Source organism: Paenibacillus mesotrionivorans, assembly GCF_046098205.1.
Lineage (GTDB): Bacteria > Bacillota > Bacilli > Paenibacillales > NBRC-103111 > Paenibacillus_AR > Paenibacillus_AR mesotrionivorans.
On record NZ_JBJURJ010000007.1, the window covers coordinates 77,449 to 96,466 of the forward strand.

At 41.8% G+C, this 19,018-nt stretch carries 25 protein-coding genes and 1 other RNA gene; 22 read left to right on the forward strand and 4 right to left on the reverse strand.

Annotated features, from left to right (window positions below; all coding sequences use genetic code 11):
• The first annotated feature begins 105 nt into the window (after positions 1-105).
• Together smpB and ssrA are read left to right on the forward strand one after the other, a co-directional pair.
• A complete protein-coding gene (gene smpB / locus ACI1P1_RS11935) occupies positions 106-585 on the forward strand; it encodes an SsrA-binding protein SmpB (RefSeq protein ID WP_416216614.1) in 480 nt (159 codons plus the stop codon).
• A 256-nt stretch (positions 586-841) separates the two neighbouring features.
• Positions 842-1,201, forward strand: a transfer-messenger RNA (tmRNA) gene (ssrA, locus tag ACI1P1_RS11940).
• 267 nt (positions 1,202-1,468) lie between these two features.
• Here the strand turns inward: ssrA and ACI1P1_RS11945 are convergent.
• Positions 1,469-2,422, reverse strand: coding sequence for a hypothetical protein (locus ACI1P1_RS11945; protein WP_416216615.1), 954 nt, complete (start codon positions 2,420-2,422; stop codon positions 1,469-1,471).
• Positions 2,423-2,602: 180 nt separating this feature from the next.
• On the opposite strand from ACI1P1_RS11945, the gene ACI1P1_RS11950 reads away from it, so the two are divergent.
• Positions 2,603-3,763 carry a hypothetical protein gene (locus ACI1P1_RS11950; RefSeq protein ID WP_416216616.1) on the forward strand — a complete coding sequence of 387 codons (1,161 nt, stop codon included), beginning with the start codon at positions 2,603-2,605 and terminating at the stop codon, positions 3,761-3,763.
• Between the two features lie 5 nt (positions 3,764-3,768).
• Positions 3,769-4,962, forward strand: a complete 1,194-nt coding sequence (locus ACI1P1_RS11955) for a hypothetical protein (RefSeq protein WP_416216617.1) — start codon at positions 3,769-3,771, stop codon at positions 4,960-4,962.
• A gap of 86 nt (positions 4,963-5,048) precedes the next feature.
• Here the strand turns inward: ACI1P1_RS11955 and ACI1P1_RS11960 are convergent, their stop codons facing one another.
• Complete coding sequence (locus tag ACI1P1_RS11960; RefSeq protein WP_416216618.1) at positions 5,049-6,578, reverse strand: recombinase family protein; 1,530 nt, start codon at positions 6,576-6,578, stop codon at positions 5,049-5,051.
• Positions 6,568-6,918: a recombinase family protein gene (locus tag ACI1P1_RS11965; protein ID WP_416216619.1), complete on the reverse strand. Its 351-nt coding sequence runs from the start codon at positions 6,916-6,918 to the stop codon at positions 6,568-6,570. The genes ACI1P1_RS11960 and ACI1P1_RS11965 overlap by 11 nt, the downstream gene beginning before the upstream one ends.
• 134 nt (positions 6,919-7,052) lie before the next feature.
• On the opposite strand from ACI1P1_RS11965, the gene ACI1P1_RS11970 reads away from it, so the two are divergent.
• From ACI1P1_RS11970 to ACI1P1_RS11980, 3 genes are all read left to right on the forward strand, one after another.
• Positions 7,053-7,763, forward strand: coding sequence for a hypothetical protein (locus ACI1P1_RS11970; protein WP_416216620.1), 711 nt, complete (start codon positions 7,053-7,055; stop codon positions 7,761-7,763).
• On the forward strand, positions 7,711-8,229 hold the full coding sequence (locus ACI1P1_RS11975; protein ID WP_416216621.1) for an accessory gene regulator ArgB-like protein: 519 nt from the start codon (positions 7,711-7,713) through the stop codon (positions 8,227-8,229). The genes ACI1P1_RS11970 and ACI1P1_RS11975 overlap by 53 nt, the downstream gene beginning before the upstream one ends.
• Before the next feature lie 129 nt (positions 8,230-8,358).
• On the forward strand, positions 8,359-8,703 hold the full coding sequence (locus ACI1P1_RS11980; RefSeq protein ID WP_416216622.1) for a hypothetical protein: 345 nt from the start codon (positions 8,359-8,361) through the stop codon (positions 8,701-8,703).
• Positions 8,704-9,055: 352 nt separating this feature from the next.
• Here the strand turns inward: ACI1P1_RS11980 and ACI1P1_RS11985 are convergent, their stop codons facing one another.
• Complete coding sequence (locus ACI1P1_RS11985) at positions 9,056-9,436, reverse strand: helix-turn-helix domain-containing protein (protein ID WP_416216623.1); 381 nt, start codon at positions 9,434-9,436, stop codon at positions 9,056-9,058.
• A 128-nt stretch (positions 9,437-9,564) separates the two neighbouring features.
• Between ACI1P1_RS11985 and ACI1P1_RS11990 the strand changes: the two genes are divergently transcribed.
• The 15 genes from ACI1P1_RS11990 to ACI1P1_RS12060 all read left to right on the forward strand — a co-directional run bounded on the left by ACI1P1_RS11990 (position 9,565) and on the right by ACI1P1_RS12060 (position 18,550).
• Positions 9,565-9,804, forward strand: coding sequence for a helix-turn-helix transcriptional regulator (locus tag ACI1P1_RS11990; protein ID WP_416216624.1), 240 nt, complete (start codon positions 9,565-9,567; stop codon positions 9,802-9,804).
• Between the two features lie 380 nt (positions 9,805-10,184).
• Entirely contained in the window at positions 10,185-11,354 is a 1,170-nt protein-coding gene (locus ACI1P1_RS11995) for an Alp7A family actin-like protein (protein ID WP_416216625.1), read from the forward strand.
• Positions 11,347-11,679, forward strand: coding sequence for a hypothetical protein (locus ACI1P1_RS12000; protein ID WP_416216626.1), 333 nt, complete (start codon positions 11,347-11,349; stop codon positions 11,677-11,679). Before ACI1P1_RS11995 ends, ACI1P1_RS12000 begins: the two co-directional genes overlap by 8 nt.
• 176 nt (positions 11,680-11,855) lie before the next feature.
• Positions 11,856-12,251, forward strand: coding sequence for a hypothetical protein (locus tag ACI1P1_RS12005; protein ID WP_416216627.1), 396 nt, complete (start codon positions 11,856-11,858; stop codon positions 12,249-12,251).
• 351 nt (positions 12,252-12,602) lie between these two features.
• On the forward strand, positions 12,603-12,926 hold the full coding sequence (locus ACI1P1_RS12010) for a hypothetical protein (protein ID WP_416216628.1): 324 nt from the start codon (positions 12,603-12,605) through the stop codon (positions 12,924-12,926).
• A 186-nt stretch (positions 12,927-13,112) separates the two neighbouring features.
• Complete coding sequence (locus ACI1P1_RS12015) at positions 13,113-13,322, forward strand: hypothetical protein (protein ID WP_416216629.1); 210 nt, start codon at positions 13,113-13,115, stop codon at positions 13,320-13,322.
• Between the two features lie 18 nt (positions 13,323-13,340).
• The gene (locus ACI1P1_RS12020; protein WP_416216630.1) at positions 13,341-13,568 is read left to right on the forward strand and encodes a hypothetical protein; all 228 of its coding nucleotides are present in this window, start codon (positions 13,341-13,343) and stop codon (positions 13,566-13,568) included.
• Positions 13,569-13,600: 32 nt separating this feature from the next.
• Positions 13,601-13,786, forward strand: coding sequence for a hypothetical protein (locus ACI1P1_RS12025; protein WP_416216631.1), 186 nt, complete (start codon positions 13,601-13,603; stop codon positions 13,784-13,786).
• 74 nt (positions 13,787-13,860) lie between these two features.
• Complete coding sequence (locus ACI1P1_RS12030; RefSeq protein WP_416216632.1) at positions 13,861-14,043, forward strand: hypothetical protein; 183 nt, start codon at positions 13,861-13,863, stop codon at positions 14,041-14,043.
• Between the two features lie 24 nt (positions 14,044-14,067).
• Positions 14,068-14,805, forward strand: coding sequence for a DNA-methyltransferase (locus tag ACI1P1_RS12035; protein ID WP_416216633.1), 738 nt, complete (start codon positions 14,068-14,070; stop codon positions 14,803-14,805).
• A gap of 487 nt (positions 14,806-15,292) precedes the next feature.
• On the forward strand, positions 15,293-15,574 hold the full coding sequence (locus tag ACI1P1_RS12040) for a hypothetical protein (protein ID WP_416216634.1): 282 nt from the start codon (positions 15,293-15,295) through the stop codon (positions 15,572-15,574).
• 31 nt (positions 15,575-15,605) lie between these two features.
• The gene (locus ACI1P1_RS12045) at positions 15,606-15,941 is read left to right on the forward strand and encodes a hypothetical protein (RefSeq protein ID WP_416216635.1); all 336 of its coding nucleotides are present in this window, start codon (positions 15,606-15,608) and stop codon (positions 15,939-15,941) included.
• A gap of 33 nt (positions 15,942-15,974) precedes the next feature.
• The gene (locus ACI1P1_RS12050) at positions 15,975-16,199 is read left to right on the forward strand and encodes a hypothetical protein (protein WP_416216636.1); all 225 of its coding nucleotides are present in this window, start codon (positions 15,975-15,977) and stop codon (positions 16,197-16,199) included.
• 194 nt (positions 16,200-16,393) lie between these two features.
• Positions 16,394-17,032 (forward strand): ArpU family phage packaging/lysis transcriptional regulator, encoded by a 639-nt coding sequence (locus ACI1P1_RS12055; protein ID WP_416216637.1) that lies wholly within the window; start codon positions 16,394-16,396, stop codon positions 17,030-17,032.
• A 27-nt stretch (positions 17,033-17,059) separates the two neighbouring features.
• Positions 17,060-18,550, forward strand: coding sequence for a hypothetical protein (locus ACI1P1_RS12060; RefSeq protein WP_416216638.1), 1,491 nt, complete (start codon positions 17,060-17,062; stop codon positions 18,548-18,550).
• Positions 18,551-19,018: the final 468 nt, after the last annotated feature.

Here is a 19,018-nt window from a genome sequence, read left to right on the forward strand (position 1 = left end):
GGGAGTTGCTACAATTAGCTCCTGGGTGCTTCGTTAGAGCCCCACTGATGATCAAGCTTCCGACCGCCTCCTTGCCGGCTGCCGGAGGATGGGAGTGTGAAGCAGATGGGCAAGAAACATGATGATAAGGTGCTGGCCCAGAACAAAAAAGCATCCCATGACTATTTTATTGAAGAGACCTATGAATGCGGCATGGTTTTGAGTGGCACGGAGATCAAATCTCTACGCAGGGGTAAAGCCAACATTTCGGACAGCTTCGCGACCATCCGGAACGGGGAAGCCTTCATTCACAACATGCACATTAGCCCTTTTGAAGAAGGCAACCGCTATAATCCTACTGACCCCACCCGGGCACGGAAGCTGCTTCTTCATAAGCAGCAGATTCACAAGCTCCTGGGCGAGTCCAAGCGGGACGGCTACACGCTGGTGCCTCTCAAGATTTACATCAAAAACGGCTACGCCAAGCTCCTGATCGGCCTGGGCCGCGGTAAGAAGAACTACGATAAACGCGACACCGAAGCCAAGCGGGATGCAACGCGGGATATCCAGCGGGCCCTCCGGGAACGGCAGAAGGTTGCACGGTAAGACGAATAACCTGATTCACACCTCTTTTGCAGCAAAAGCGATATCTCCAGCCTTTGCCTTGTCAGCGCCCGGGTATGCTTCCATGCACCTCCTTAGCGTTCCTAGCAAGGCTGTGATATAATAGATTTACATCGCATCACGGCTGCACTGGTTGGCAGCATGATCGATAAGCATCCGGCTCAGCTGAGCCTGGTTAATCCAACTGCAGGGACGCGGCGCCTTTGGGCCACCGGTCAGGCAGGGACGATCCCTTCGCGGGGCCGTTTTTGGATTCGACGGGGGTAGTTCGAGCATGGGTAGCGGGTAGTGGGGAGCGTCCGCTTTATCAACGCTAAAGCCTATTAAACGGCAAACAACAACCAACTCTGGCTCTGGCCGCCTAATAACGGTCACCAGGCTCTTACTCTCTATCGCCCATGTAGCGGGATAAGGGCTCAACTTTAGTGGGATACGCCGTCTAGTCTCCGCCTGGGGCTAACGGAAGAAGACAATCAGGCTGACCCAACGCGAAGCCGGTTACGGGGCGTCGCTCGGGTGACATCAAAACTGTGACTACACCCGTAGAAGCCTATGTGGCGTTGCCTTCGGACAGGGGTTCGACTCCCCTCGGCTCCAAGAAAGTACGGAATAATTTCCGGCTTTGTTGAAGCTGAAATGAAAATGCCCGTTGAAGGAAAAAATCAGACAGTGGTGAAGCTCTAATAGCTTCCTTCCCACATGTCTGATTTTTTTTGTATTTTGTGCTAGAGGTCATAGTGCACTCCTATGTAAGCGGGAAAGGACAGGAGCAGAGTTTAGAATCATGAAAAGATGTCTGATTATTCCCACGGTGCCAAATGAAATATGGTAAGGTGTTAAGTTCTTAAAAAAATACATTTTGAATTTAATCTGATTCTGGTTCAGCCTGGTTTTGCCTAAATAATATTTGAACAGCTTTTTCGCGGCGGGCTACTGCATCTTCCGAACCAACAACACTTCCGGTACTGGTAAGCATATAGTTGAATGTCCATTTCTCATCCTCATTGAGTATAAATTGAATTTTCTGTGCAGTAATTGCTTCATGAAGTCGGTTAGCATCGTCAATCGCAGATGATATTTTTTCATTATGTATCGCTTTACTTACAGTTGCTGAATTCGCTGTCCTAATGACAAATTCTATGGTTGGTGTACCAGGAATAACGAATACATACGTAATAGGTCTGTTCTTAGGAATACAATACTTTCCATACTTTATTGCCGCATTACGAATCGTTGCGTAGAGCTTGGCAATATCATTGCTTGTATCACTTGCCAATTGCTGTCCTACTTTTTTGAGTAACTGATGAGCGATCAAGAATTCGACAGCGTGTTTTGATAGTTTGACGATAAATTCTGGGTCTGGAATTAATGATTTTCTAATTAACATTTCCTGCAGATTTGGTCCATCATCTTCAAGCTCTTTTTGGAATTTCAACATTTCTGCCTGTGACTCAAAATTTGTTGGGTCAAACGAATAAACGATTTCCTCAGGGATTTCCTCATGTTTATCTGCAAATGGACGCTTATCAGCCCAGACATCAACAAATGCAGCTTCTCCATCTGGTAGTGCGATTTTTTGTGTCATTTCTGGATCAAACAAAAGAAACTCGCCGTAAACCCCGTATTCGCCATCAGGCAGTTGTCTTACTTCTGCTTTAACAAACTTACCAATGGGTGGTATGGTAATGTCATGCTCAATGCCCATTCCGGGTACAATTGGTCCGTTTATTTGAGCAGCTGCTTGGTCCAGTACTTCTTTGCTCATCTGCATTCCATGACCATCTACATGAGTTGTAGCCAATAACCGTTCATTTTTCAATCTCAATCCCTCCTTGAAAAGATAATCCTTTTTACGATATATAATAAATTTTAGTTTCATTTTAGCAGGCTGAGTTAATTTTTATTTGAATAAAAGCTAATAAATTTATATGTTAACCTGTTCTAATTAAGGTGGTATAATATACTGTATTAGGTTTTTGGTTCTAAGGGAGGCGTGATTTTGGAAACTTTAAAAGTTATTGATAAGACATATGATTCAAAACTTCATGCTATAAGCATTTCTATAACTATGAGTATTAATGATTACTTGGAATTATGTGGTGAGCGGATAAAGCAAAGTCATTATCAAAGAAGAGTATTACCCCCCTCAAGGAATAAGGTCTTTAAGCGCCTAATTCAAGACTTAAAAGAGGGCTGCACTATACCTACGATTTCTTTGGCTATTTTAGCTAATAAAGACATTAGTTACGAAGATGATCTAAACGAAATAGAAAATAAATTAAGTGCAATTAACTCGGATGAAGTCTCTATACTTGATGGAATTCAGCGAACGAATTGCTTGTTGCAAGTTCGATCAGAGTTAAAGGAAGAGCAGTTAAATAGATTTTTGAACAGTAAATTAAGACTGGAACTTTGGGTAAATATATCAATGATGTCTTTATTATACCGAATGGTAGCGCTTAATGCAGGGCAAACAGCAATGACTCTGAGGCATCAACTTGAGATATTGCATGCACCATTAAAGGGGAAGCTTACCGAGTTAATTCCCGACTTAGAGTTGTTTGAAGAGGGAAAGGAGGTACGGAAAAGAGTAAAGGCATTACAATATCAATTCGCTGATGTCATCGAGGGATTTATGGCATTTATTCAAGGGGCTCCTGAAATTGATAAACAAAATGAAGTGGCTCAGAGACTGGAAAGAATAGACTTTTTGGAAAGTCATTCTAATAAATTGGATGATACAAATAAACAAATTGAGGTATTTGCATTTATCATTAGTCAACTTGATCTCGCAATTAGTGATAAATATGAGAAAATACGAGAATGGTTGCCAGAATACAGTGGTTCATATTCAATTCTTGCTTCTGTACCCACATTATCAGGAATATGTGCAGCATGGGGAAAGGGTTATTTGAAGTTTGGGGCGGAGTATATGGAGGTAGCTTCTAACAAACTTTTAGAGGAACTAAAGAATGGTGATTCTGAAGACCCTTTGCACCTTCAAATGTTTAGCGAAATAAAGCAAGGATCACAAAATAAAAGAATAGGGGAATTTGAAAGAAGATTAGTCTTCCGTGCATTTCTTGAATTTATTGAAGAACAAGACCCCACTTTATTTGATAATTATTGGTCTAAGGCATTAAGACGAGAAGGCGAGTAACACTAATGATTAATTACCTCAAAGTGCAGAAACTTTTTAAGACCCTATTAACATTACCAGAGATGTCTGTTTATCGTGATGTTTATTCTGTTAATGAAACGATTCATGATTTCATGCAAGATTACAAATTGGCTCAGAGAAGTGGATCGACTGGGTCAATAGATGTATATGTAGATGGAAACCAAGTGAGCTCAATCCCAAAGCTTTTATTGGATAATTTATGTTTGTCAACAAGAGAAGAGAAGTATTGGCAACATGAAGGTTTAAAAAGAGAAGGTAGATTTATTCTTCCTTTATGGTGTTATAGTACTCGAGCAATCTCTGCAGGTTCTTGGGAGTTTCTTAACAACCTTGGGGTGAAAGTAGCTGAAGTGAATCAAACTGTAGATTACAGTGACCCTATTATCGCTGAAATGTTGTTTATGTTTCCGGATACATGGATAAAGAAAATTGATTTTACAAACGATTTAACAGCTAGCATTATTGAAGTTTCTGCATATGTTATATTTTTTACAACTGATGAAGGAGAAATAGAAAATGTCTTATTAGCACTCGCTTCTGTTGGACTACATGCATTCGAAAAATTAGGTAAATGGTGCCACAGCTTAGAAGTAGGGTGTGAAAATATTCAGGCTACACCTGGCGTTATTGAAACCTCTCCTTCATTGCGATTTTCACTTGAAAGATCAAAGATGTTTAGATTTGCAAGCTCCGCTTATGATCCGTTTGATGCTTTAATTCGGTACTGGCATATAATTGAACATATGTTTGATGATCTTATTTTTGAGAATGTTAATGATCTCCTTGCTACTTCGCCTAGACCAATGAAATTTGGGAGGAAAATACAAGATATAGCTAAAGAAGGCGACTGTGCAAAAGAAATATTTATTAGGTATTTTGATGATACATCTTTTCACTTACTCGTTAACTTTGTTAACCGAAATGGCCTTCAAGCTGAAATAATGAATGCTATAACAATATTAGGTAATCAAACTACTCCTCTAGCATTTTGGGGGAAGACCCCCAATAATGGTAAAGAGGCTCTAGGTTGTTTGCTTTATTTATTTCGCAATGCAGTTGCTCACCGAAGGGAAAGTGAAAGTTGGTTTAATAGATTAGATGAAATGCATTATCAGAGTGTTAAACGGATTATTCCCTTATTTCATTATTCAGTACATTTATTATTACAAGATGCGTAGTGTTTCAAACCTAATATTAAAAAATAGCGGAAGCCATGGAGTAAATAACGGCTAACGCTATTTTTTGTGAATTTGCTTTTCCTGAATCAGACAGTGAGCAGATGCGTCAACTGCCACTTATCTGATATCTTTTTAACAACAATCTGACGAAACATGGACTGAATAAGCTCCTTCTGAGTCTGAGTTTCGAGCAGATCCCAATTCTCATTTAAGGTACGGACCATCATTTTCAAATCTTCGGTTGGAATTTCTTTTTCGGTCATTTCAATTTTATGCAATTCCATATATACATCTCGAATCCGGTTTTCTTCCTCCTGTACGAGCATGCCGTAATCCTCAGACGAAAGTTTACCATCCCCTAAGGCCATCATCCAGTTTTTCCGCCGTTTATTAGATATTTCAATTTCCTTTTTCATGTCTCGTTTTGCCTTCTTGGCCTGCTTCATATCTGTGGTTTCCTGAATGGAATCATCAATTAATTCAACTGCATTGAATACAATTCGGCTTAATTCCTTTTCTGATATGCTGGGTGAATTGCATGTACCCTTGGAATAATTGTTCAAGCATCGGTATGAGCGGTAAATGTGACCTGGCTTAACTGAACTGTTACCAGTATAGGTGGCACCGCAGCTATCACATTTCACTATTCCACCAAACGGGTATTCAAAACTGCGCCGCGACTGATGCCCTTCTGCCCTCCTGGTGCGTATCTTCTTTGCCCTCTCGTACCATTCAATCGAAATAATGGGTTTATGGTTACCTGGGGTTATGATCCTATCCTCTTCTTCCCACTCTTCAGGCTTGAAATGGTTGTAACCTGCATAAGTTGGGTTGGTCAAAATATTACGGACACTCTTATTGTCCCACTTTCCGCCTTCCTTCGTGCTACTGTGAAGATTCATATGCTTTGCAATTTTTGTGACACCCCAACCCTTATTCACAAACAAGTCATAGACTTCTCTAACAAGGGCAGCTTCTTCTTCTACAATGATCATCGGAATTTCTTCACCCTCAGGAACTGGAACAGAGCGATCGAGTTCGTAACCAAGTGGGGGAGATGAAATATGGCGACCACCATTAGTCATTTTTTTCGTGAGCCCCTTTAACGTTTCCTCTCGGAGGTTATTCACGTACAACTCAGCAAAAATTCCGTTGAGCTGCAGAAACGCTTTACCCATTGGGCTGCGGGTATCAATTTCATCTTCTCCTTGGGCGGCTATAACTAGTCGGATATCCATCTTATTGACCAACTCAATAAACTGGATAATATCACCCATGTTCCTACTAAGGCGGTCTAGTTTATGAATCATTACGGTTCCCACGCGGCCAGCCTTCATGTCAGCAATCATTGCCTGCACGCCTGGCCGTTTAAGTGTTTTTCCGCTTATGCCAGGGTCTGTATAAACCTTAAATAAACGTAACCCTTTACGTTCAATGACCTTAAACAAAGCTTCTTGTTGAGCCTCTAACGAAAAGCCTTCTTCCGCCTGACGTTCTGTTGATACCCGTATATATACAGCGGTAAGTACCGATTTATCCAGTACATTGTAGAGATTGGTACCCCCAGATTTACCTGTGTTGGCAGCCTCAAGTATTTGAAACCAATCAGTTTTCATCGTTATCAAAGCCTTCAAACTCGTTCGTAGAATCTTTAATAATAATCAAGCTGATTTTCAATAGTTCGAGATCACTAATAAATTTCATAACATCAGCTCGATTTCTCGATATTCGATCAATTCCAGTTAAGACTAAAGTGTCAAACTTACCAGATGAACCAGCGGTGAGCATTTCGGTCATTGCCAGGCGGTCAAGATTTAAACCATTCACACCTAAGTCCTCGTAAATAGCCGCGACACTTCCCCCCAGTTCTTGTATGTATTCACGGCATATTTGGACTTGGCTGTTGAGTGATCGTTCAGAGCTTGCTGTACGTGCGTAGATAGCTGCGTTCATCATGATTCTCCTTTTCATGTTTGTTCCCATTATCACGTAAAAAGAAAGAGACTGCAATGATTTACAATTTTTGAATCTAGTAATAAATTCCTGATTCATATATATTGAGGTTATATTCTTGTATATAGAGGTGTTATATGGATTTAGCAATTTATATTCTTTTAGGCACTTTAGACATATTTGTAGTTTCAACTTTTGCCTTTGCTCTATATAAACAACCTTATAAAGAATATTTAAAGGAATTGATATTAGCCTCAGTTGTAATTTCGATTTTGTCATACATAACGAGAGTTATTTTTAAAATGCCATTGGTTGATTCACTTATTCAATTCACAACTTTTATTTTAATTTTTAGATATGTATTGGTATATCGTATTAAGGACTCCCTAAAATTAGCTGGTACAGGCTTTATTTATTTTGTGGTATCTCAGTTAGCAATATTTAAGCTATTCGTCTTTTTAGGAATTGGACTGGAGACGGATGCCCAAAGTACAAGTAATTTTGGAACTTATCTTATACAGATTTCAAATCAAATATGGATCCTCTTCTCAGCAATAATCGTTAAGATCTTTGATTATAGTTTTGCGTCTATATCACGCCCTCCCCAATGGATAAGAGCAAATAAAAAGGAGCCTATGGGCTGGTACACAGTTATGTTGGGCATTGCAGTTATCATATGTAATGTAAGTATTGTGGTTATAACAAAAGGTATTAATAATGTCGGTATCATAATCATTGTGGGTTTTGTTTCCTTCGTTTTCTTATTGAGATTAACCTATAAAAGGGAGAGTTCTCATGACGGAATGCATAGCTCAAAGCATAGCGTTTTGGCTAATAAAAAAAAGTGAGGATGAAACTCTTAGCCTTCCTGTTCTGAAATATTCCCTGTCTGTAATATTGAATTTATTATTCGGAATATTACTTACATGTATATTTAGTTTAATTACGGGTGAGGTAACTCAAGCTTTAAAGTCATTATTATACTTCTCACTGTTAAGGTTCTTTTCCGGAGGATTTCACTTTAAATCTTTAGATGTATGTGTCGTAGTATCAGCTTTGCTTTTTTCATGCGTACCCTTAGTGCCACCTATGGAATCCTATATAGTTTTTATTTTGACAACCATGTCCCTCTTATTAATTTTGACTTTGGCCCCATCAATGGGTGAGAATCAACCCGCTGGAAAGCGAAAAATTATTTATAAAATCACGGCTGTAGTTATTGTTTCGCTAAATTTTTTTGGATTGTCTCAGTTATATGCTATAACTATATTTATACAATCGCTCACGTTAATACCAAGAAGGAGAGGTGAATAATTTGAAAAAGTATGCTGCGTATGCTGCAACTGCGTTATCTCTGTTTGCCTTTTTGTTGGTAGGAACTATGAAGTTTTTGATTGGTAATCCCGAAGTCCCAGAAGAATTAAAAAAGTAGGGAATTAAGCTATGCACTTTGGTTTGAGTAATGAGGATGAGTCAAAATTTGTTGATGTTACAGTCGGATTTGAATTTGCCGAAATGGTTAAGAAAAAACTTGTGTTTCATGTAAAGAATAACGGTTCTGTTAGTGCAATAAACAACATGGATATCATCAAGAGGTTCTTTGAAGAATTGGGATTAGAAGTTGACTTTATAAACCCATCCAATCTTGTGAACATAAAGGAAATAGATAAAATTGTAATTTCTCCTTTTGGAAACGAAGCAATAATGAAAAGTGGAGTGAAATTAAGTATTTCGAGAGCTATGACTGAGAAATATCGGTATCTCACAGAAAGAGCTGATCCAGGTTAACGGATCAGCTCTTTTCTGTATAAATTTTCTATATTAACACCAGCTACCTATAATTGTAAAGAAAAATTGAGGGGTATTAGGCTTGAAGGCCTAAAAACGTTACAAGTGATATAAAGATGGTGTCTAATAAAAACAAGAGGGGAAAAACCATGTTTAAACCTATTTTACCTATTTAGAGGAGATATGTGCTAAGTAGGAAAAAAGGAAAAGACATAAAAATTAAGTTGGGGTGGGTAAAAAGAAGGGCTACAGCAATCGCAATTACATAAATGATTAAAATACAGGTGGTGTCTTGATGAAAGAAGAAGATAAAAAAGCAATCGATTTGGAAGCATCTACGGAAATCCTGGATTTACTTTTGATTTTGGTCTCTTGCAAATTGGAGCAAGTCGAAAGCGTTAGAGAGCATTTTAAGAAACTCGGGATCATTAGGAGAAAATCCTAATGATCGCGCTTTTTCGTTTATCAATTCAATAGTTTCTTCCGCAGTATGTGAACCCTGCTCAGGTTTGATATAACCAGCGACGATCATTAACTTTTCGTACGGATAATCATAAGCTTTAGCAAGACTTTTCAGGGTCTCCGGTGTAGGGCTTACAGGGCTACCAGACCTTAAATCTACGCCCTTCTCAATAATACTTAGATATGTATGACTTATTCCAGCCCTTTCAGCAGCTTTGCGAAGGGATTCTTTACCGCGCAAACTCTTGAGCAAGCTTCCCAACTCGGACATGTAGATTTCACCCCTTGTAACACTAACTTTACATTATGTAAAACAAAAAATATAGGAAGCTACCCGTTAAACATACTTGACGATTTTGTTTACCATGTGTTACAGTTGTGCCAAAGGAGGTGTAAATCATGTTAAACAATAAACTCCGGGAAACAAGGCAGGCTGTGGGGATGTCAGTTAGTGAGTTGGCACGTAGAGCCAATACAACAAGGCAAACTATTACTAACATTGAACTTCATGGCTCTGAGCCATCGGGGTTACTTGTTATAACTATAAGTGAAGCCCTCAAAAAAGACCCAAGGGATATTTTTTTTAAGAGTGTTGTAGCACATGTTGAACAAAATGGATCTTCTACGGCATATGCATAAGGGAGGAAATAGAATGAACAAGGTAATCATAAAATCATCCCAATTTCCCCGGGAGTTACTGGAAAGGGCATTTCGGGAAATTGAGGCCAAAAAAGCTGATTCCCTGAAGCAGACGAAAGGTGCTTAGCAAAAAGTTAGCTGGGTTCAAATATTGGTATTAGGGAGTCAACAAGATGAAGAAATCCAGTCACTTGGTCATAGAAAAAGAGCATCGACGGCAATCGAAGCTCTCCTTTTGGGCAAATCTATAATAGACTCTCGTACCTCTATTATATGGTTTTCCCCCCAAAGATACAATCCCATATCCCCTTTTCTTTACCTTTAATTATTCCCATTCTAAAATTACTCTTTTGAAAATTAAATACTTAGGAGATGCTTATATGCAAATTAAGCGTTGGGTTAGTGATTTTGGTAACTCCATGTGCCAGCACATGGTAGACGGCCTGTATTTTGAGCTGCCTTCAGCTATAGCAGAGCTTACTGCTTCGGAAGCGGATGGTTTGTTCAGTGAGGCAATTAGTGAGGAGAAGCTGCTTAAGAATCTTCTGATAAAGGTATCCATGGACGGAGCTGAACGCTATTTCAAAGTGGGAGAGAAAGCGCAAGGATATGCCCTTGCCAATGCCCATATTGATCGGCTGCATGATAAGAGTGAATCCCTAACAGTCATGATTACCTGGTTGGCTAGTATTGCATACTTTCAAGCCAAGAAGCAGCCAGGGAGTAAGGAGCAAGAAAACGTACATATCGATTATTTCCTTACCCTTTTACCGGTATGGCTAGTAAAAAGGGCAGATCGTTTTGCATCGGCGCTCCGGAAGATGGCAGATCGCTTCGTTGGAGAGCATCAGGTTACGTTGTTGACACCCGGATGGGAGCGAGAGATCACCGTTGTAGTTAAAGATACGGTATGCCGAGTGGAGGGCGAGACTGCGCGGTTTGCACTTAAATATGATTTGGAACTGAATTTGCGTGAAGAAGCTGATGTGTTTAAAGACGCTTACGCCGTCATCAATGACTTGGGGGGTCAATCCCAGGATTTAAGTAAATTGCCCCCAGGCTTAGGTATGGCACAGGATAAAGACGATTTTGCCTCCAGCACGGATCAGAGTTACCTGCACACACTGGAGCTACTGCGGACAAGTAAGCTGATGACTCACTTCACCGATGTTAGGGCGCTGGAAGCTTTCATACTGGAGCATGTACGGAAGCGTGAATATATCTACATGGACCCCACAACCCAGGAAAAAACCAATTTCTCTGAATGCATCAACCGCACTCTCCATAACTTTGCAAAGGTTGCCATGCAGAAATCGCTCCATGCCTTCCAATTTGCGCATGGTCAGAAGGTGTACTTTGTACACATTGGTGGAGTTAACCAAGTGTTGCAAGGATACATGCAAGAATACCTGGACAAGACACTGGGAAAGGAGATTGCCAGTCAATATCATATTTTCCCGGAGGACAGCCGGAAGCTGAATCTCTATGCTGGCGAAATTGTGGCAAAGAGTGAGTTGAAGCGTCGAGAGAAGGCGAAGGCAGATGCTTAAGCGTCAACAATTTACCATTAGCCCGGAATTGTACGATGAAAAAGTCTATACGTATCTGGATCATCTCTCGAGGTCCCGTAAGCTATCCAAAAAGGTAAGTGAATGGGCAGCCAATGATTTAAAGGGTACGACTCGCTCTTGTTCCTGTGAGTCGATGAGGCAGGAGCTCCAAGAAATCAAAGAGATGCTTTACGCATCTCTAACGCGAGGAAGGCTTTGGGATCCGTACGAAATTCCCAAGGAGATCAAATCGGATTTGCTCCAGGTCTCCACGGATACTGTCGTTCAGGTATTAGATGAAGATTTGGATTACAAAAATTTATAGGAGGAATTCGTATGTGGCAATTAACCTATCATGGCAAAAGGTACGGTATTCGGTATGAATCGTTCGATGAAGTATTTAAGGCGTTTATGAGATTGCGCCACTGTTTTTTCGGACTTTATTGGCAGGCTGTACCGCAAGAGGGTATTGAACCGCCTGCAGCTTGTTAGGAGGACAACATGAAGCTTCATAACATTTTAGCATTGCCGATTGGGCCAATTATGGATGAGGAGATCCAGGAGTGTATTAACATTCTCACTGGGGACGTTAGTGATCCTAAGCCATACTCTAGCAATCTGGATGCGGCTTTGGATCTAAGGCAGCTGCTTAATACCATATGCGTCGAAGTTAATTTGACGAAGTTGGCGACAATGCCTGCTGGCTTCGATGAGTATTGCCGAATCTCTGAACTGGACGATAGCGGTAAAAGGAAGGTATCTGTCGTAGGATCCACCATTCCGGAAGCTTTAGGTAGGACGTTTCTACTTTACCATTACGAATATTATGGGGAGCACTTACCGATTTCCTATCAGGAAATGATACAAACGACCAACGGCAACAATATGATTCACTAGCAGCCGAAAGGCCCCATATAGGGGTCTCGTAAGGGGTTTACCTCCCTTGCCTGAAGATGGCAGGTTATGTGATGAAATTTACACAAAATGCGGAGAAGAAAGGAGATCAGAAAGATGACCAAGCAAATGAACCAAGTGGATGGTTATGAACGTTTGAGTCCGGAGCAACAAAAAAACCTGGAGTCAACGTATCGTTTCCATCTGGAAGCGATGGGGGAGATGTCCGTGTAAGGTACAGCCTGGAGAGGATTCGGGAAGTACGTTGGAACTCCCGTAAGCAATGCGTTGAAATATTTTTTGTGAATGGAGATTGGTGGCATTACCTGAACAATACATGGTGGTGAATGCGGAATGCTGGATCCAATACAGGAGAGTCTAGAGCAGATACATGCAATTCAGGCAGTCAACTTCATCTGTATGTATGGTTATTCTTGGCTGATTAATACCAACATGCCATCGAACTATAACATTGACGGCATGATCACACTGGCCAAGAGTATAGCCGATCAACGCGGCCTTAAACTTATCATGAAGGTTACCCCAGTGCCAGGCTATATCGAGCTTATTGCAGAGGAGGGATGGGTAGGTGATACAGCAAGAACTGAAGGAGCATGCCAAGCGGATCGAGATATTACAGAACATCGAACCAGGAAAATTGCAGACGCAGCGAGTTAAGGACCTAATTAAGGCTTACGGTGATGGAGAAATAAGTGCAGACGATCTACGGCAGTTTACCAGTCTTGATCCGGACAATCTCCCGGATGTATAGAAGCCGAAACACCCGGCACCGGGTGTCGTAAGGATCTAGCCTCCCTTACCTGAAGATGGCAGGCTAAATAAAAACGGGGGTGTTATATGCATATGGATGAACAGCTGCGGCGCCTTGAAAAGTATGTACAGAAATTTGTGCAGTTGGACGGTATGCGTAGTAATTTAGCAGTTGATTCAGATATTGCAAAACTAATGACCGAAATGGAGAGGGATTTTCAAATTGCGCAGATCGCCAATAACAATCATGTACATTCAGAAGTCATGAAGTTTTATCGGGTATTATCTAATGCGCGGAGCTAACGAAAGGGAGGTTTTTAATTGGACATTAAGAAGGCACTTGAGGCACAAATAAAGGCGTTAGCTGCAGGCATTAAGGATGTTAAATGTCCATGCTGCGGTGAGACGACAAGCACCGGTTCGGAAGTCAATGATCCTGAAGATGATTCACGAGGCATTGTAACGTGTGAAATTAATGGCTGTGAGTTTTACATAATAGAGTATACAGATGGATCCACGACTTTAGAGCCAAGAAGATGCATGAATTGAAATGCGGGTATATTCCGAAGGAGTGAATTACCTTGGATTTTTCCAGTTTGGAAAAAACAGTAATCTGTACTGCCCTTGAAAATGATTTGTCGCGGCGTGAAGAGCTGGTAGAAAGGATTCAAAATTGGCCGGATGACGAGCCTCGTAAAGCGACCTTACTTCAAAATGCAATAAAGCAGCTTGCCGCTGCACGTAGCGCATATAAAAAGCTTCAATAGTTGAACAGACAACGAGTAGCGACCGTAGAATGGCCGAATTGAATAGTTCAATAACCACCGGAGGAACTAAAACTATGGCAAACAGTGAAGCGAAATTGAGTAGCAAGCCAGATTCAAGAGGAAAATGGTTTTATGATTGCGCAGAATGCACAAAGGGCGGTAACGGAGATAAAAGTTGTGGAGCTGGATCAGCAGTAAAGAAGGTTAGGATGGGTGGCTGCTTTCTTGGTGAATTGCTTCCAAAATATATTAAATGACTGAGATAAGGGAGGGGGGATTTCATGATCATAACCGGAGATTGCCTGAAGGTTATGCCGCAGATCAGGACAGGGTCAATAGATATGATCTTTTGTGACCTACCCTATGGCACAACGCGCAGCCCATGGGATATGATCATCCCCTTTGAACAACTATGGGAGCAATACGGGCGTATCATTAAGCCGAATGGAGCTATTGTTCTATTCGCAAAGCCTCCCTTTGACAAAATCCTGTACAACAGCAAACCGGAATTGTACCGCTACGACTGGGTATGGGAAAAAAACAAGGCCAGCGGACACCTTAATGCCGGGCACATGCCCATGCAGGCCCATGAGCTGCTGATGGTCTTTTATAAAGAGCAGCCGACCTATAACCCGCAAATGTCACAGGGGCACAAACCCATGAATGTAGCTACAAGTAATCATAACTCAACAACGGTATATGGCAGCGGTGTAAATTGGGCCACAGAGGCTGGTAGGACGGATCGGCATCCGCGTAGCGTATTACACTTCCCGGTTGTCAATAACGATGACCCGGAGCGCATACACCCCAATCAAAAGCCGGTTCCGCTATGCGAATACATGATCCGCACCTACACCAACAAAGGGGACACGGTACTGGATAATTGTTCTGGCAGTGCCTCTATCTCCCTGGCAGCACTCAGGACCGGGAGAACCCCGATAGCCATTGAAAAGGATGTAGACATGGCTCGGAAGTCTGAATTACGTCTTTCCTGCTATCAGCAGGTGATGGACATTTAGCATGTTGACGCAAACAGCGAAGTAAAAAGGAGGTTGATAGCATGGAAGGCGTGATTGTAATCCTGGTATGTTTTATCGCAAGCGGAGCGGTTATGGTTGCAGTCCGGAAGGGAATGAAATGGTGGCCGTGAAACGAACAAAATGAATAGGCGGTGTCCATGGTGGGGAAAAGGGCTGAACTGCATGAGAAAATCAAATTACTGAACGCGCGGGTCGAAGAAGCAAAAGTCGAAAGGGACACGTGGGAGCAAACAGTCTACAGGTTAGAAAGAGAATTGTATAAGCTCGAAGTTGAGCTAGACGATACAAGCCATTAACGCGCAGTTCGTAGTGCTTCAAGCCGGTTGCCGGAATCATCGTGAGCTAGGCCTCTCGAAACCTTAAGGGTTGGACGGTAAACGGAGAATCTAAGTAGCACCGCGATAACGCCGGGAGGCAAACCTAATTGACACAAACTGCGAACCAAAATGAATCGGAGGAGTCCATCATGGAAACGAAGCGTTGTCCGAAATGCGGCAAACAGATTCTTGAAGTAACTGAAGAATTAAAACGGCTTCAAGGCATCCAGCAGGGAATTGAATGGATTAAGTATGACCGGAATAGCAGTTCAATAGAAAGCCATGTAAATCATCTAGTTACGGATGGTCAATCAGTGCGAGTTGCACAACACGCCAAGAATTTGAAAAGCCAGGGCTACGGTTGGCACGAAGGAAGAAAGCCTTTGAAGTATTCTGTTACATATTGGGCAAAAATCAATTTCCCTCTATGAACAAAGATAAGACGCAAACTGACTAGGAAGGATGATTAAATTGCCTAATGCAAAGGGATGGTTAACAAAAGAAGAGGCAAAGGCCACAGGGCTACCCCTCTTTATCAAGACGGACAGCACAAAGCCTGGGAGATGGACACAAGAGCCATACGGTCATGCTGTATTGCTCACTAAAACACGCTGCGTTGCACTAAAAATGCCTACGCTTGATAGCGGTAGAGAGGCAGCCGTTGCCTATCGTTATGCGCAGGGTGCATCCAGTAGTTACCGTTACGTGCCGCTGTATGATCGTACAAGTGTTTTTGAGTCAGGAGAGTTGCCGTATAGCATCTTGCAAGATGGTGAGATCATGGGCAACAAAATTTAGTTCACAACGTAAATGCGAAGGAGGTAAACACTATTGATCCCACATTACATTAAAGAGGCACTTATCGTATCTGCTAGATGTCATCAAGAGGCTAGAGAAAAGCAGCAGCTCATTGAAAAGTGGATGGAATCAAATTTTGGCGAAGATGCAGTGAATGACGATAGAATCCGTGACATTATTGTTGGTTCTGTAGAGCTAAGCAATAACCCGATATCAGCGATCAAAGAAATCGAATCAATTTTAGAAACGGATTATTAGTTTACAGTTCTACGAAGCAAACCTTGTAAAGAGGGAGGAGGGGCTTTAGAATGTCCCCCAAAATAATCATTTATAGCATGATTATTACAGCATTCTTCGGTGTAATGGTTTGGGCTTTCATCCAAAATGTTAGAGATCAAAAAAACGACGACTAAAATCCGGACGCTTCTAAAAAAGAGGAAGGAGACAACCATATGCGAATCCAAGTAACCGCCACTAATATTGAGCATGTTCCCTTGCCAAGCCTGCTGCAACGGGCAAAGGCTATTCAGAAAAAAAAGGAGAATGTATCTCAAGATGAGTTAACAGAGCTGGAGCTCATTCAGAAACATATTGTGACCAGGGATTGTGGAATTTTGGCAGAACAGTTGGAACTGGATCTGCCGCGGCCAAAACGTGAGCAATACGTGTCGATTGTAGTCGAAAAACTGCAGCACTTAAATTATTACAAACGGCAAGTAAGGGAGATCGATGAAAATCTAAAACGTCCCCGGCTGAATGTCAGATTCCCCTCCAGCAGGGTCATGGAGCCTGTTCATCATAAAACAACCCCTGCAGGCAGCAGTATTGAGGTGGCTGTGGTAGAGGCCGAGAAGGAAGTCCACAGGCTTAAGGACCTGAAACAAGAACTTGAGGCCATTATTAATCCCCTAGAACGAGCGCTCCAATTTCTTAAGCCGGAGGAACGTCAGCTCGTGGAAAAACGGTTCTTGCAGCAGTCAGGAAAAACAGATATCCAGGTCATGATGAGTATGGAAATTGGACGCCAAAAATATTACCAACTCAAAAGCACGGCATTAATAAAAATTGCGGAGTCATTACATATCATCTGAGAATGTGCGATAGGAGGTGTCTATCCGATGTTTGTGATCAAGAACAAAAAGGGTGAGCAACAACAAAAGACAGCTCCAGTGGTTGGTAGTGTTCGCTTTATGACCAAGCTTTTTGAGCTTGAGGAACAGTATGGTAGTGCAGATGTTTTTTTTAGGCGTAAGAGTGGCCAAGGAAGGCTAATTTATCATGTCACCAAAGCAGATATTCAGTTAGCCATGACTCTTCAGGTTGGTTTTAATACAAAGGGTGTCCTTGAAGATGCAACACGTTTTCAGGTTTATAATAAGCTGATCGAACTGTATGAAGATCCGGTTTGTGTAGAGCAGTTTTATCAAGCCTTCTCAAAATTTCTTGAGACAGGGCTTATTTCTTGTACTGCTGACACGTATAGTCGTGTTTTTACTTTGAAGCATTACTTGGAGCCGGAAACAGAGGAGATTGGAAGATTCGTCCTATACCACCCAATTGTCTTTTCAAAGGCGTTCACTGACCTACCGATTGCTGCACAGCGTTGGTTCCTTTATGCATGCCTGCAGCAGGGAGCTCAGTCAGACAAGCTCATGCAGCGTAATTGGCACAACATTATGCCTCTGGTACATGCCCGATCCAAATACCAAATGGAGCAGTTGTTGGTGCACATGCGGACTCCACTTTTAGACGGACAAGCTCTTTTCAATATTGGCCGCATAGAGCGTAATGCTGTCGGAGGTAAAAAAGTAGTATATCAAGTAAATGCCGCACTCATACCGGTATATGAGCCTGAGCTGGAATACCACGATATTATTGTGGTGAAGAACCGGTATCGGCCATTACAACGGTTGTTACGCCAACTCTTAGTGGATACTGGATTGGCTGAATTGGAGAATGTAAAGGAGGGGAGGTTCTTCCGACAGTTGCTCCAGGTGGCCAAAGGAAAAAGTAAATCTTACATTCGTGTGGTCTTAACCTACATAAAGGAAATGTACCAACAGCATCGTTACCTGCCTGAAGATCTAATGGATTACATACATAAGGATCTGCGAGATCAAGTTACGGGGCAAGTGCTAGGCATCCTGCAGCAAACAGGTGTTTATCCCTTTTTGGCACCATCTGGAACAACCCAGCAGGAGCGCATACCCCAGCTTGTAAGCAAGATTCGTGGACTGCCATCAAATATGCTGCGTAAGGCCTGTAGAGCAGCATTGCCAACATTGAAAGAACTCTATAGCAGACCTGCAGCACTCGGAACCATTGACTATGTACGCGGTTCCGGTTGTTCGGCTGAAATCGAGTATAGATTGGGATTGCATGCATCCAGGCGAATGGCATTTACTCTACAAAAGGATCCCAGCAGTTATATGGCTCTGGAAGCCTCAGTAGTGAGCTGCTATAAGCAGCATGCATTAACCGGCCAGGATCTGTACCACCTGCAAAATTGGTTTAAATCAGAGATTCATGGTTTAGACCATTGGCAGCCTGTGGCAGATGCCCCAACTGACTTTAGGTTAGAAGAATTCCTCTTATCATACCTCGCTTAGTTAGCTCTCCAGACCACTGCAGGAGGGCTCTTCGTACTCCCACTTTCTTCTGTGTTTTTCTTCTTTTAGGCTTCAATACCCCTTGATTAATATGTTCAGCTCCATTTGCCAGTCCATAATATGATCATATTCTGAAGATTACATGAATGCATGCATATACATTCGATTAAGAAGATGCAAAAGCAGAAAAAAATGTGGGGATAACACCCAGCAGCCCATTGTTTTGGGGACGGAGCATGTGGACAACTGATCTATTTCTTTTTATTTCTGTTTTTAGTCTTATGTGAATGCGACGTTTCAGTTTTTATACTAGGGTTTACGTTACATTTCTGCTTTCAGACTTTTGTTTGTTTTAAGTTCTGTTTTCTCACAAAAAAATTCCGCTCATTCGGTACTGGACGTGGGTTTTCAATACCTATAGAAGATAGTCTTTATAGTAGATGTTTCTCTTAGAACAGATTTCAATTA

Coding starts and splice junctions, on each gene's coding strand:
- smpB (WP_416216614.1), top strand. CDS start 106: ATGGGCAAGAAACATGATGATAAGGTGCTGGCCCAGAACAAAAAAGCA.
- ACI1P1_RS11955 (WP_416216617.1), top strand. CDS start 3,769: ATGATTAATTACCTCAAAGTGCAGAAACTTTTTAAGACCCTATTAACA.
- ACI1P1_RS11960 (WP_416216618.1), bottom strand. CDS start 6,578: ATGAAAACTGATTGGTTTCAAATACTTGAGGCTGCCAACACAGGTAAA.
- ACI1P1_RS11965 (WP_416216619.1), bottom strand. CDS start 6,918: ATGATGAACGCAGCTATCTACGCACGTACAGCAAGCTCTGAACGATCA.
- ACI1P1_RS11970 (WP_416216620.1), top strand. CDS start 7,053: ATGGATTTAGCAATTTATATTCTTTTAGGCACTTTAGACATATTTGTA.
- ACI1P1_RS11975 (WP_416216621.1), top strand. CDS start 7,711: ATGACGGAATGCATAGCTCAAAGCATAGCGTTTTGGCTAATAAAAAAA.
- ACI1P1_RS11980 (WP_416216622.1), top strand. CDS start 8,359: ATGCACTTTGGTTTGAGTAATGAGGATGAGTCAAAATTTGTTGATGTT.
- ACI1P1_RS11985 (WP_416216623.1), bottom strand. CDS start 9,436: ATGTCCGAGTTGGGAAGCTTGCTCAAGAGTTTGCGCGGTAAAGAATCC.
- ACI1P1_RS11990 (WP_416216624.1), top strand. CDS start 9,565: ATGTTAAACAATAAACTCCGGGAAACAAGGCAGGCTGTGGGGATGTCA.
- ACI1P1_RS11995 (WP_416216625.1), top strand. CDS start 10,185: ATGCAAATTAAGCGTTGGGTTAGTGATTTTGGTAACTCCATGTGCCAG.
- ACI1P1_RS12000 (WP_416216626.1), top strand. CDS start 11,347: ATGCTTAAGCGTCAACAATTTACCATTAGCCCGGAATTGTACGATGAA.
- ACI1P1_RS12005 (WP_416216627.1), top strand. CDS start 11,856: ATGAAGCTTCATAACATTTTAGCATTGCCGATTGGGCCAATTATGGAT.
- ACI1P1_RS12010 (WP_416216628.1), top strand. CDS start 12,603: ATGCTGGATCCAATACAGGAGAGTCTAGAGCAGATACATGCAATTCAG.
- ACI1P1_RS12015 (WP_416216629.1), top strand. CDS start 13,113: ATGGATGAACAGCTGCGGCGCCTTGAAAAGTATGTACAGAAATTTGTG.
- ACI1P1_RS12030 (WP_416216632.1), top strand. CDS start 13,861: ATGGCAAACAGTGAAGCGAAATTGAGTAGCAAGCCAGATTCAAGAGGA.
- ACI1P1_RS12035 (WP_416216633.1), top strand. CDS start 14,068: ATGATCATAACCGGAGATTGCCTGAAGGTTATGCCGCAGATCAGGACA.
- ACI1P1_RS12040 (WP_416216634.1), top strand. CDS start 15,293: ATGGAAACGAAGCGTTGTCCGAAATGCGGCAAACAGATTCTTGAAGTA.
- ACI1P1_RS12045 (WP_416216635.1), top strand. CDS start 15,606: ATGATTAAATTGCCTAATGCAAAGGGATGGTTAACAAAAGAAGAGGCA.
- ACI1P1_RS12055 (WP_416216637.1), top strand. CDS start 16,394: ATGCGAATCCAAGTAACCGCCACTAATATTGAGCATGTTCCCTTGCCA.
- ACI1P1_RS12060 (WP_416216638.1), top strand. CDS start 17,060: ATGTTTGTGATCAAGAACAAAAAGGGTGAGCAACAACAAAAGACAGCT.